General features: G+C 48.0%; 10 protein-coding genes. 4 read left to right on the forward strand and 6 right to left on the reverse strand.

Annotated elements, in window-relative coordinates:
• Positions 1-6: 6 nt before the first annotated feature.
• Positions 7-2,640, reverse strand: a complete 2,634-nt coding sequence (locus ACYVEA_RS08605; RefSeq protein WP_461113022.1) for a polysaccharide biosynthesis/export family protein — start codon at positions 2,638-2,640, stop codon at positions 7-9.
• 247 nt (positions 2,641-2,887) lie between these two features.
• Here ACYVEA_RS08605 and ACYVEA_RS08610 point away from each other — a divergent pair, with 247 nt between their 5' ends.
• Together ACYVEA_RS08610 and pheA are read left to right on the forward strand one after the other, a co-directional pair.
• Positions 2,888-4,786, forward strand: coding sequence for a DNA topoisomerase IV subunit B (locus tag ACYVEA_RS08610; protein ID WP_461113023.1), 1,899 nt, complete (start codon positions 2,888-2,890; stop codon positions 4,784-4,786).
• Between the two features lie 109 nt (positions 4,787-4,895).
• A complete protein-coding gene (gene pheA, locus ACYVEA_RS08615; RefSeq protein ID WP_461113024.1) occupies positions 4,896-5,969 on the forward strand; it encodes a prephenate dehydratase in 1,074 nt (357 codons plus the stop codon).
• A 6-nt stretch (positions 5,970-5,975) separates the two neighbouring features.
• On the opposite strand, the gene ACYVEA_RS08620 is transcribed toward pheA, so the two are convergent.
• The gene (locus tag ACYVEA_RS08620; RefSeq protein WP_461113025.1) at positions 5,976-6,419 is read right to left on the reverse strand and encodes a DUF2059 domain-containing protein; all 444 of its coding nucleotides are present in this window, start codon (positions 6,417-6,419) and stop codon (positions 5,976-5,978) included.
• Positions 6,420-6,487: 68 nt separating this feature from the next.
• Between ACYVEA_RS08620 and ACYVEA_RS08625 the strand changes: the two genes are divergently transcribed.
• Complete coding sequence (locus ACYVEA_RS08625) at positions 6,488-7,180, forward strand: molybdopterin-dependent oxidoreductase (RefSeq protein ID WP_461114061.1); 693 nt, start codon at positions 6,488-6,490, stop codon at positions 7,178-7,180.
• A gap of 68 nt (positions 7,181-7,248) precedes the next feature.
• Here the strand turns inward: ACYVEA_RS08625 and ACYVEA_RS08630 are convergent, their stop codons facing one another.
• From ACYVEA_RS08630 to ACYVEA_RS08645, 4 genes are all read right to left on the reverse strand, one after another.
• Entirely contained in the window at positions 7,249-7,806 is a 558-nt protein-coding gene (locus ACYVEA_RS08630; protein WP_461113026.1) for a D-sedoheptulose-7-phosphate isomerase, read from the reverse strand.
• A 63-nt stretch (positions 7,807-7,869) separates the two neighbouring features.
• Entirely contained in the window at positions 7,870-8,808 is a 939-nt protein-coding gene (locus ACYVEA_RS08635) for an ROK family protein (RefSeq protein WP_461113027.1), read from the reverse strand.
• Complete coding sequence (locus ACYVEA_RS08640; protein ID WP_461113028.1) at positions 8,805-9,836, reverse strand: glycosyltransferase family 2 protein; 1,032 nt, start codon at positions 9,834-9,836, stop codon at positions 8,805-8,807. Before ACYVEA_RS08640 ends, ACYVEA_RS08635 begins: the two co-directional genes overlap by 4 nt.
• 540 nt (positions 9,837-10,376) lie before the next feature.
• Positions 10,377-11,249, reverse strand: a complete 873-nt coding sequence (locus ACYVEA_RS08645; protein WP_461113029.1) for a carbon-nitrogen hydrolase — start codon at positions 11,247-11,249, stop codon at positions 10,377-10,379.
• A gap of 137 nt (positions 11,250-11,386) precedes the next feature.
• Here ACYVEA_RS08645 and ACYVEA_RS08650 point away from each other — a divergent pair, with 137 nt between their 5' ends.
• Positions 11,387-12,484, forward strand: coding sequence for a Gfo/Idh/MocA family protein (locus tag ACYVEA_RS08650; RefSeq protein ID WP_461113030.1), 1,098 nt, complete (start codon positions 11,387-11,389; stop codon positions 12,482-12,484).
• The last annotated feature ends 80 nt before the right edge of the window (positions 12,485-12,564 follow it).

Consider the following 12,564-nt stretch of genomic DNA (forward strand, 5'->3'; position numbering starts at 1 on the left):
TGACTATTATTGAACGCGGCTAATTAAGAGAATTGTAGTAACCAGAGTTAATAACGAACCTGCAATACCCACGGTGGAACCCAGTATTTGCTGGGCCGTCAACGGATTGGCGGTTCGTCTCGGAATAATAATCTCTGCGCCTGGCTCTACACGTGGATAAATATTGAAGAACATAAACTTCCGGGTGCGGTCAACAGAACCGTTTGCGTACACGATAAAGGAACGTCTGCGTTGAGATTTGGTCGTGAATCCACCCGTTTCACTAATGTAATCCTGGAAGTTATTGCTCGAACGGAATTTAACGGTTTTGGGCAATTGAACTTCGCCCTGGATGCGCACGGTTTCCAGTAATTTGGGAATCCGAAGGATATCGTTTTCCAACACTAGAATATCTTCAGATGACCCGGGATTTGCCAGGATTTTCTTTAGGTTAATGTCAATTGGCTCCAGTTTATTGGGTGCCATGGCGGCTGTATCGACCAGCGATTTACTCGAATTGTTACCTACTTCCGCAATTATTCTTTGCTTACGCTCCAACTCATCATCGCTCAATTTTACCGCCCGAAGCAACGTAGCCCCTTCTACATACGCCTGTGGCGAAAGCCCGCCAGCTGCAGCCAGCAAGTCGGATACTTTCTGGTCTTTGCTCCGGATGGGGTAGAGGCCCGGCGTAATCACTTCACCTTCTACACCAGCAAACGTTTGAATAAGGTAGTTGGGCGATCGACGTACGACGACCTGATCGTAAGGGGCTAGCAGAAACTTATTGTCGTCGGCACTAAGTGATAAATCACGGTTAACGCTAAAATGGAAAACCTCGGCTGTTACGGCGTTTTTTGAGGTAGGATCGGCATCTTTTTTCCGGCGTACGACTTCTACCTGCGAAACAGCCGCTGCTTCCCGCAACCCACCTGTTTTTAACAAGGCATCATTCAGGGTCATATTGGCCATAAATGGCATTTCCTCAATGGGGTGATTTACTTCGCCACGCACGGAAACCGTAGACACTTCAGCTAGCTCGAAACGGGAGGTTATAATAACCTGGTCCTCACGCTGAAGCGGCAAATCGGGTTCGGTACCGGCCAAAATAGCCGCCAGGTTAACCGGTATATTTTCAATGGCCAGGTCCTCCCGAGTCCGGACAATGTTGATACGTCCTGTAAAGGCATCACCCTTTAATCCCTCGGCGTTGGTGATAAGCTGTTTGAGCGTTTTGTTATTATCGAGCGAATATTCTCCGGGCCGGTAAATAGCCCCCTCAATCGTGATCTTGTTTTCAAACCGGTCAAGAACGCGCTCAGCCGTAACAAGGTCACCATCCTGCATCACAAACGTCTTGAATTCGGGCAGCGTTACGTCGATCACCTTCATTTCGAGGTTAGTCAGGCGTCTGACTTTCAACCGGCCTTTGTAGGCATTCGCCGAAAAATTACCTGCATAAAATAAGAGCCGGTCGAGCGTTTCGCCGGGTAGCATTTCGAAAATGTTGTTCCGCTTAACTGTGCCGCCAATTTCAACCCGTTCGATAAAGGTCGTGAAGCGAATGTTGTCATTATCCTGCAAACGCAGATCGTTATTCTGGATGCCATTCAGTAGGTAATCATACAGATCGAGGGTTGCCACGACACGATTGTTGCGGATGAGGAGTACTTTACGAAAAGAGCCAATGTCGTTTGGACCGCCCGCCTGATAAATAGCGTTCATGGCTGTCGACAACGATGACATCGTATAGGTACCGGGGCGCATGGCGTCGCCCGTTACAGTGACGCGAATACTGCGAATTTCACCCAGTGAAAGTTCTAGGTACGTATTCTTTGGTCCGTATGAGGAGTTACGAAGGCCCGCAAATTTGGCAGCCATACGACTTTCCAAACGCGCTTTTGCCTGTTCGATGGAGAGGCCCGATACCTGAATAGGACCAATACCCGTAGAGCCCGCTATGTAGACAAATCCTTCCGGCGATACTTTCTGGGTATAATCGCCTTCAGAAAAGCCATAGAGCCGGATGTTCAGCTCGTCACCAGGACCGACGATGTAGTTACGGGGCGTAGCAATGTTAAGGTTTGGCTGAAACGTAGTGGCCATCGCTGGATCGTTAAAAAGCGAATACCCAAATAGTTTCTGTCGATTTTCTTCCTGTTCGCGCTGTTGGGCACTTTTTATGCTATTCTCAACAACGTCCTGATTATTATTGTCCGCCTGGTCAGTCGCTGCCTGATCCCGGATAACCTGGTTTGGATTGTTTGGATTAGTGGGATTGTTTGTCGTTGAGGTTCCGTTGTTGGCTGATGCGCCACGGCCGGCTCCAGTTGTACCCGTTGTTCCCGTTCTTCCTGTGTTTCCAGTTTGTCCGGCCCGATTGTTCATCTGCTGAACATTTGCGGGTAAGTTATTTGCATTTACACCGGCGGGTAATGCGTTACCACGACCTGGTGTCATGCTGGGTGCTGTTGCGGGTGAACTGCTGGGTGCAGCAGGGGAGCTACTTCCTGCAGATGGAACAATTTGAGCCTGGGCGGTTAGGCCTCCGGCGGATAGCAGTACAAGAGCAATACGTGTAGTGAGCCGACGTTGAAGAAAAGATATGATAAAAAGAAAAGTTTTTAATGGCAGGATGTGAATATTTCGCAGATTTTGCATATTTTTAAGATGTCGAACGGATCGAGAATGCATAAAGATTAAGTTCTGTATCTAACGATCTACCGGGCTGTATAGTACACAGTACAGTTCAGTCGGCAAAGTAAGTGAACTTTTGCTGGATATTAAATATTTTCTGTACCAACGGTATTTTTATCTTTCGATACTACAGGTATAACTTTTCTAATGTTTGTTCGATGTGGTTGTGCTAGGTTACAGCCAAATTCAGTTTACTTGTTTACAAATATATATGGTAGAATTGCCAAATCAGCCTGTTCAATATAACGAAGATAGTATCCGCTCGCTTGATTGGCGCGAGCACATTCGCCTAAGACCGGGGATGTACATTGGCAAGCTTGGCGACGGGTCGGCTGCCGATGATGGTATCTATGTCCTGATCAAAGAAACCATTGATAACTGTATCGACGAGTACGTAATGGGCTTTGGAAAGTCCATTGATGTACGCGTGAGTGAGCATCGGGTCGAGGTGCGTGACTTTGGGCGGGGCATCCCACTTGGAAAGGTCGTTGAAGTCGTTTCCAAGATTAACACGGGCGGTAAATATGATTCCGGGGCTTTCCAGAAATCGGTTGGCCTTAACGGTGTCGGAACGAAAGCGGTTAACGCTCTTTCTACGTATTTTAAGGTTCAGTCGTTTCGGGAGGGTCGCACTGTTTGGGCAGAATTTGAACGGGGTGTCCTTAAACAGCAGGGCGAAAGTGTTACCAATGAGCGGAATGGTACGTTAATCAGCTTCGAGCCCGACGATACCATATTCAAGAATTATCATTTTATTCCGCAGTTTCTGGAAAACATGATCTGGAATTACTGCTACCTGAACGCAGGCCTTACCATCTCCTTTAACAAGCAGAAATATCTTTCGCAGAATGGGCTACTCGACCTGCTACGGGATAAAACCAAAAAAGACGAAGATTCACTACGTTACCCAATCATCCACTTAAAAGGGAACGATATTGAAATTGCGCTCACGCACGGTAATCAATATGGCGAAGAATATTATTCGTTTGTAAACGGGCAATATACGACGCAGGGTGGAACGCACCTGGCCGCTTTTCGCGAAGCCGTCGTCAAAACCGTACGTGAACACTTTGGGAAAGATTATGATCCGTCCGACATTCGGGGCTCGATCATTGCAGCCATTAGTATTCGGGTGCAGGAGCCCGTGTTCGAATCGCAGACGAAAACAAAATTAGGATCGATCAACATGGCTCCCGATTCCGAAAGTCAGTCGGTGCGCTCGTTTGTGCTCGATTTTGTGAAAGAGCGGCTTGATGACTTTTTGCACATTAATCCTTCCGTACGCGATGCCCTGAAGAAACGGATTGAGCAGTCGGAGCGGGAACGGAAAGAACTCGCGGGTATCAAGAAGCTAGCCAACGACCGGGCCAAAAAAGCGAGCCTGCATAATAAAAAATTGCGCGATTGCCGCAATCACCTGTCCGACCTAAAAACCGAAGATCGCTACCAGTCGACCCTGTTCATAACCGAGGGGGACTCGGCCAGCGGTTCTATTACCAAATCACGCAATGTACAGCTACAGGCTGTGTTTAGCCTGCGCGGTAAGCCCCTCAACTGTTTCGGGCTGACCAAAAAAGTGGTTTATGAAAATGAAGAGTTCAACCTGCTTCAACACGCTTTAGATATTGAAGACGGGCTGGACGGACTGCGTTATAACCGGATCGTTATTGCAACCGATGCCGATGTGGATGGGATGCACATTCGATTGCTGATGCTGACGTTCTTTCTGCAATTTTTCCCGGATCTGGTACGTAACGGCCATTTATATATTCTCGAAACGCCTTTGTTCCGGGTGCGTAATCCCAAAAACCACAAGGAAACGACTTATTGCTACTCCGATGAAGAGAAGCAGTCGGCCATTAATGGCTTGATGAAAGGGGGAAAAAAAGTTGAAATCACGCGGTTCAAAGGATTGGGCGAGATTTCGCCTGACGAATTTGGCCTGTTCATTGGCGAAAACATGCGCCTTGAACCCGTAATTATGGAAAAAGAAACCTCTGTTTCTAAATTGCTCAGCTACTACATGGGCAAGAATACGCCCGATCGCCAGCGATTCATCATTGATAACCTGCGCATCGAAAAAGATGTGGAAGAAGCGGCTCTGGTATAAGTTTTAGACACAAGTCGTAGCAGTCATAAGTCGTAAGTCGTAAGTTTGTCAGTCGTGGGTAGTGAACAACTACTTACGACTTCTACAACTTGCGACTGACGACTTTTTTATGACCCTTGAATCCCTTCGTAACGACATTGATTCTCTCGATGACCAACTCCTTATTCTGTTAAATAAGCGGATGGAGCTGGTTCGCCAGGTAGGCGAACTAAAACGCTCGACCAACACGGTTATTTACCGACCCGAACGCGAACTGCAGATTCTGGATCGGCTTACCGCGCAAAATGTTGGTTTATTGAATCGGTCGGCCATTGAGGCTATTTTCCTGGAAATCTTTGCGGTATCACGCAATCTCGAACTGCCCGAACGAGTCGCGTATCTTGGGCCAGAAGGCAGCTTTACCCATCAGGCCGCCGAGAGCCGGTTTGGCGCCATGAGCAATTACATGGCCTTACCGACGATCCGGTCTGTGTTTGAGAGCGTTGAAACAGGGCGGGTACGTTTCGGCGTGGTGCCAATTGAGAATAACCAGGAGGGCGTTGTTGAAGAAGCCATTGATTTACTGCTCGAAAAAGACCTGCGAATTGCGGCTGAAGTTCAGATTCCAGTTCATTTTACGTTTGCCACAAAAGCGGAAAGTCTAGCCGACATTACCCATATTTATTCAAAGGACATTGCGTTTCGACAGTGTAGCCGGTTTTTGGATGATTACTTCGATGAGCTAAAGGCTGAATTGGTGCCTGTGGAATCGACTTCTAAAGCCGCTAAACTGGCTGCCCAACAGCCATATGCTGCGGCTGTCTGCTCGCATATTGCAGCCAAACTGTTCGACGTGCCGGTGTTGTTCGATAATATTGAAGACAGTGATCTGAACCGTACGCGTTTCCTGATCCTGGCGAAAGATTTTGTAAATCAGCCCAGCGGCCATGATAAAACCACGCTCATTGCCCGCTTACCCAATACCCAGTCACCTGGGGTATTGGCAGAGTTCTTACAGGAGTTCAATACCCGGAATATCAACCTGACCAAGATCGAAAGCCGACCCTTGCGGGAAGGTGCTACGTTCCGCTATTGGTTTCTGCTCGAGTGCGAAGGCCACGCTAATGATCCTGATTTACACGAAATACTGAATCATCACTCTGCGGAAGTAAAATTATTGGGAAGCTACGTTCGGGTAAGTTAATGTGCCTTAATTCTTTGGGGCGGATTGTGTTTGTTTCATCTTTTCTGCTGCTCGTCGGCCAAGTTGTTCACCCCAAACCCGGCCTACAGCTGATGACTCCTGCATAATAGTGGGTAGTTCTTTGATTGTTTTTTGCCCCAGAGGAGATTTATAAAAGGCGAGCAACTCTTTGATTTCGTCGTGGGTATAGTGCTTGTCGTAAACGGGGATTAATTGATTAAACAAATCTTCATAGTCAGCTTCTTTGTCGAGTATTTTCCAAAACTCTTCAGGCAGGCTTGTATTTACCTTTTTTTGCTGTTCTATAGAAAGGCTCATTGTTTGTTTCATCAGGGAAGTTGTTCCCATCAAGTCCATAAGTTGACGAATATCTTCCTGTTTTTTCGTCTGGGCATGAGTTGTCAGGCTGACAGTTAGAGAAATGAGAATCCCCAATAAGAATTTATACATATAGATTATCTTGTAGCGTCCAAAACTACAAAACATTATTTAGAGTTGATGGAATGGAGAATGTAGATATGGAATCGAACGAAAAGACGGATCGAATTGTCGATGCCCGCATGAAACTCAAGCGTCGGTTTGAGGAAAAAATGACGCAGACCCCTTCCATGGTTGACGATAACCCGCGGGGTTCCGGCCCAACAAATCGGCATGGCATGCCAACAGTTCCTGTTGGGCAAACTGTTACGGCGAAGTGGCCGGTGCTGGATTTGGGCTACCAGCCAAACATTCCACTCGACAAGTGGCAATTGAATATTGATGGGGAGGTGAATCACCCAGTTCGGCTCAAATGGGATGATTTGATGGCATTGCCGCAGGTGGAAGATATTAGTGATTTTCACTGTGTAACGACCTGGTCACGCTTGAATATCCCCTGGGTGGGTGTTCGGTTTATGGACCTGGCGGCTTTGGTTGATCCTAAAGAGACCGCCACCCACATCATGTGCTACGGGTACGATGGTTACTCAACCAATGTTTCGCTCGAAGAAGCGCTCAAACCCGATGTTCTGCTTGTGCATACTGCTGATGGACAACCGCTTTCCCTTGAACATGGTGGACCACTACGTATGATTACGCCCCAGTTGTACGCCTGGAAAGGGTCGAAATGGATCAAGCGGATTGAGTTTTTGACAAAGAATCAACTCGGTTTCTGGGAGGAACGCGGTTATTCTAACACCGCTTATCCCTGGCGAAATGATCGCTATTCATAAGTCAACAGTCGATAGTCGTGAGTCATAAGTGATACGACATTTCGCTACTCACGACTATCGACTGTTAACTAACTTTCGATAAACCCATAACACAGCAGATGGCAAATGGTCATTTGAGCGTCTTCAACGCGACCGTAATGTTCATCCTGAATAACGATGGATTCGTGGGCGAGATCGGCTAACTGACCGCGTTTGCCGCCCACGAAGGCAATGGTTGTTAGTCCGTTGTCATTTGCCCACTGCACAGCTTTTACTACGTTAGGGGAGTTGCCACTAACACTGAGTGTCAGAACCAGATCGCCGGGGCGGGCATAATTTTGAAGTTGACGAAGGTATATGTCTTCGTAGGCATAATCATTGCCAATGGCGGTAATCCACGATAAATTTTCGTTCAGCGACAGGCACCGGAAACGCTTTCCCATTTTATCGGAGGCACTTTTACCAAGATCGGTAATGAAGTGCGATACGTTCGATGCGCTACCTCCGTTTCCGAAGGCAAATAACTGCCGATCCTCTTCCCAGCATTTTTTGATGAGATTGATAATATGCTCAACCTGAGCGATGGGAATGGCATCATACGCGGCTTTCTGCCGGTCGAGGTAAGTTTTGAAATAAGCCTGATTCATATAAGGGTAGGAGAAATATTTAATGGGTAATATAGAGCGTTACGTGGTTCTTAACAGGGCGCATTACCCGTTCTTTACTAATTCCAATGCGCCAATGGGTACGGCGTCTTCGCCAAGTTTGGCCAACAGGACGATGGGAGCCGGATGAAAGGCCTTGATGACAAAACGAGGGAGTGCCTGCCGGACAGCCGCCCGCAACGGTTCACCAATGAGCGACAAACCACCGCCCAGTACAATGGCTTCCGGATGAAACAGATGGACAACGTGCGAAAGACCCAGAGCCAGCACTGACCCAATCTGTTCAATCAGCATTTTAGCGACTGGGTCACCCGCTTCGTAGGCTGAGTGCAGAAATTGGGCCTCCTTCCCGACAGACCCAGCCGCATGCGCTTTTTGCACCGCTATTTTCAAGGCAGAGTCGTCTGGTAGTTGCGGAATCAAATCCCTCACTTGCTGATCAACGGCCCAGCCAGATATGGTTTGCTCAAGCGTTTGCCCCTTGCTGGAATCACCCGGCGGCACCAGCCATACATGACCAATTTCAGCTTCTCCCGGCGACACCCCATGATAAAGCTTCCGGTCTACAACGATTCCACCGCCAACGCCACTACCCAGCGTTATATAAAACACCTGCTGAAAACCTGTAGCGACACCTTGTGTAGCCTCACCAAGGGCGGCTACATTAGCATCATTTTCTACCCGAACCAAGGCCCCTGGAATCTGTGTCCGAAGCCAGTTGGCAAGTTCAAAACCGGCCCATCCACCAATCTGATGGGACGTCGCAATACGTCCGGTTTTCCAGTCTAATGGACCACCAAACCCTACGCCAACGGCCTGAGGAGGTTCGGGAAGTTGCTCAATAGTAGCCGCTATCTGGGCCAAAATACCATCGGCGCCTTTTGAAGGGTCAACGGCGTATCGGAATCGTTGGGTAATACGGCCGGTCATGTCGTCCGTTACCAATTGCAATTTCGTTCCGCCAATTTCAATACCAAGGTTCATGAATTGGAGAGTAGCGATGACGGAATGGCTTTGGAGGACACGTGCGAGTTCGGTGATTCCAATTTATCCGTCTTCGTAGATGAGTCGGGCGTGAGATTGATAACATCATCAATAATAAACTCAGGTCGCCCTTTAATTTCATTAAAAATACTGCTCAGGTACTCGCCCAGGATGCCAATCGTCAGCATTTGTACCCCCCCGAAAAATATGACGATGATCAGTATAGACGACCAGCCATGCACAAGCTCGTTGGGTTTAAAAATCTTGACATAAAAAACCCACAGTGTCAGGACCAGACCAATCAAAACCGCTGCGACACCCAGGGAAGAAGCGATACGTAGTGGTTTATTACTGAAATAAAGCAGACTCGTTCGGGCGAACCGTAGCATTTTCACGAGAGAGTACTTGGTCTCACCAGCAAACCGTTCGCTACGTTCGTAGGAGATAGGTACCTGCTTAAAACCCACCCAGGTAATAAGGCCCCGAATGTATTTATTACGTTCGGGCAGTCGATTGAATGCGTCGATCACTTTGCGATCAATCAGGCGGAAATCGCCTGTGTCGAGCGGCAATGGTACTTCCGACAGGTAATTTATCGTCCGATAAAATAGTTTGGCCGTTATTTTTTTAAACACTGTTTCGCCCTGCCGGCTCTGACGAACAGCGTACACGACATTACAGGCTTCTTTAATCTGGAGCGCCACCATAGCCGGGATCAGCTCAGGGGGATCTTGTAAATCGGCATCAATAATAATGGCTAATTCACCTGAACATTGTGCGAGGCCAGCTGAAACGGCCGGCTGGTGACCGAAGTTACGGGAGAACGACAATATTTTCAGATTGGCATCTTTCTTTGCTAACTCGCTGAGAATGGGTAACGTATTATCCTTACTGCCATCATTGATAAAGACCAGCTCATAACGGTGGAAATTAGCCTGCATCACCTTCGTTAATCGCAGATAAGATTCCTCGACAACTTGTTGCTCGTTATAGCAGGGAATGATGACCGATGTATAAATAGGGTACATAGGCTTTGGTATAATTGTCAAATATATCAAAATCAAACGCTAGTTGACACGCCAAATTTAATTAACGGTCGGAACGGGTACCTCTGACAGGATAGTGGTTTGACATGAATCATAATTAATTTACCTAACAAATGCATATCAGCGACGGCATCTGGCAACACTACTGAAAGGCGACTATTACAGCCTATGATGTGGTGTGGATGGTCGTGAACCCTCCTCGGAAAATTTTGTCCGATCTTGGTTGACATAGAGATTTGGCCTGGCCCGCAGAGATAAATTTTTGGCTCGGGTACTGAGAAACCACCCTCTATGTCGATGGTATAGTATGCTTTTTGGGTGTTGTGTATAAACATCGAACGCGGAGTGGCCGACTTTCTGCCCAAACGCAACTGTCGGCCACTCTACGTTCGACGCTTATAGGATCGGGTAACGTAGCGTATGAAAACCAATAGCCTGCACCAGCCAAACTGCCCACAGCAGCACGGCCATTAGTTTCATAAACAGCTTACAGATAGAGAGAGAAATGGAAAGTAACCGCCATTATTCGTCGATATACCGCTTTGTAATAGGCTGGTAGGAATCAATTCGCCGGTCGCGGAAATACGGCCAGGTAGTCCGGTATTTTTCTGACGCAGCCAGGTCAACCGGCTGGACGTGAACCAGTTCCTGGTCATGTGGAGCCAGGTAAAGCAACGAACCGAACGGATTGCTGACGAACGAACCACCCCAGAATTGCTGATCGGCTTCACGACCTACCCGGTTTACGGCCACTACGTGAACACCATTGGCAATGGCATGACTCCGTTGGATCGTTTGCCAGGCATTATATTGCTCCTCATTCTGTTTTGGGTCGGGTTCGTTAGTATCCCAACCGATGGCTGTCGGGTAAAACAGGATTTCGGCACCCATCAGTGACGTAATGCGGGCCGCTTCGGGATACCACTGATCCCAGCAGATGAGTACGCCTATGCGGGCAAATTTTGTATCGAAAACTTTGTAGCCCAGATCGCCAGGTGTAAAATAAAACTTTTCGTAATAGCCAGGATCGTCGGGAATGTGCATCTTCCGATACTTCCCCAGATACGTTCCGTCGGCGTCAAGAACCGCCGTTGTGTTATGATATAGCCCTTGTGCCCGTTTCTCGAACAGCGACGCAACAATGACCACGCCCAACTCACCTGCCAGGTCGCCCAAGCGGTTGGTTGTTGGGCCAGGTATCGCTTCTGCCAGACTGAAATTATGGTGATCCTCAACGTCACAGAAATACAGTGATGTAAATAATTCCTGCAAACAGACAATTTGAGCCCCTTTTTGGGCCGCTTCACGAATACCGCTGATGGCTTTCTGAATATTGGCTTCGACATCCGCCGAGCAACTCATCTGAACTAAACCGATGTTGACGTTCTTAGACATGGGGCAAAAATAGGGTGTTCCTTAGTTAGAACGCCTACTGATAACAAAAAAGCTTAGTAAGCCAGTTCGACAGCGAAGTTTTTGAGTTACCGTTTGAAGTTCGTAGTTTGAGTACCTGAAACCTTAAATCCTAAATCATGACATCCCGCAGAACCTTCCTGCATACGACTGCGCTCGCTGGGTTAGCTACAACGATCTCGCCCAGCACCCTCTGGTCTGCCACCCGGCCTGCTAAAGATAAACTCGGGGTTGCCCTTGTTGGGCTGGGTTATTACAGTACTGATCTGCTAGCCCCCGCGCTGCAAAAAACGAAGAATTGTTATCTCGCCGGAATCGTAACGGGCACGCCGGAAAAGGCGGAGAAGTGGAAAAAGCAGTACAATATCCCCGACAAGAACATTTACTCCTACCAGACGTTCGATCAGATTGCCAATAACCCCGATATCGACGTTATATACGTAGTGCTGCCACCTTCCATGCATGAAGAATACGTAGTGCGGGCGGCTAAAATGGGTAAGCACGTTTGGGTTGAAAAACCAATGGCCGTTACGGCAAAAGAGTGCCAGAACATGATTGACGCCTGTGCTAAAAACAAGGTGTCGCTGGCGGTTGGCTATCGACTGCATCATGAGCCTAATACCCAGGAATATGTCAAAGGATTACGCGACGGGAAAATTGGCAAAATACTGATGGTGAGCTGTTCTGCTGGCTATTACGACGCACGTACTAATCACTGGAAGCAGAAGAAAGAAATGGGCGGGGGCGTCATGTATGACATGGGTGTCTACGTATTGCAGGGAGCCCGGCTGGCAACGGGTGAGGAGCCGATTGCGGTTACGGCGCAGCAATATACAAGCCGTCCCGATGTTTATAAAAACGGCCTTGATGAAACGTCCATGGCGCAGCTCATCTTTCCGAGTGGAGCGCGGGCCGCCGTTCAGACCAGCTATGGTATGAATATGAATTTTCTGGACGTAACAGGATCGAAAGGGAGCCTGCGTATGGAACCGTACTCAGCCTACAACGGTCAAAAAGGGATTTGGAGTGGCGGTGGAAAAATCGAGCATCCATATGAAGTGCCCATGCAGCAGACCCTGCAAATGGACGACGATGCATTGGCTATTATGAACAAAAAACCAATGATGGCGCCGGGCGAAGAAGGGCTACGCGACATCAAAATCGTAGAGGCTATTTATGCCGCAGCTAAATCGGGCAAAGAACTGAAGATCAGTTAAAGAATTTATAGTTGAAGGCTGATCGAGCGATTTAGCTACAGAGTTAGGCTTGATGGTTTTTAGTGAAAATGGTGTATGAT

Source organism: Spirosoma jeollabukense, from assembly GCF_054777855.1.

Excerpts from the sequence above, each read along its gene's own strand:
- ACYVEA_RS08605 (WP_461113022.1), bottom strand. The coding sequence starts at position 2,640 with ATGCAAAATCTGCGAAATATTCACATCCTGCCATTAAAAACTTTTCTT.
- pheA (WP_461113024.1), top strand. The coding sequence starts at position 4,896 with ATGACCCTTGAATCCCTTCGTAACGACATTGATTCTCTCGATGACCAA.
- ACYVEA_RS08645 (WP_461113029.1), bottom strand. The coding sequence starts at position 11,249 with ATGTCTAAGAACGTCAACATCGGTTTAGTTCAGATGAGTTGCTCGGCG.
- ACYVEA_RS08620 (WP_461113025.1), bottom strand. The coding sequence starts at position 6,419 with ATGTATAAATTCTTATTGGGGATTCTCATTTCTCTAACTGTCAGCCTG.
- ACYVEA_RS08635 (WP_461113027.1), bottom strand. The coding sequence starts at position 8,808 with ATGAACCTTGGTATTGAAATTGGCGGAACGAAATTGCAATTGGTAACG.
- ACYVEA_RS08625 (WP_461114061.1), top strand. The coding sequence starts at position 6,488 with ATGGAATCGAACGAAAAGACGGATCGAATTGTCGATGCCCGCATGAAA.
- ACYVEA_RS08650 (WP_461113030.1), top strand. The coding sequence starts at position 11,387 with ATGACATCCCGCAGAACCTTCCTGCATACGACTGCGCTCGCTGGGTTA.
- ACYVEA_RS08610 (WP_461113023.1), top strand. The coding sequence starts at position 2,888 with ATGGTAGAATTGCCAAATCAGCCTGTTCAATATAACGAAGATAGTATC.
- ACYVEA_RS08630 (WP_461113026.1), bottom strand. The coding sequence starts at position 7,806 with ATGAATCAGGCTTATTTCAAAACTTACCTCGACCGGCAGAAAGCCGCG.
- ACYVEA_RS08640 (WP_461113028.1), bottom strand. The coding sequence starts at position 9,836 with ATGTACCCTATTTATACATCGGTCATCATTCCCTGCTATAACGAGCAA.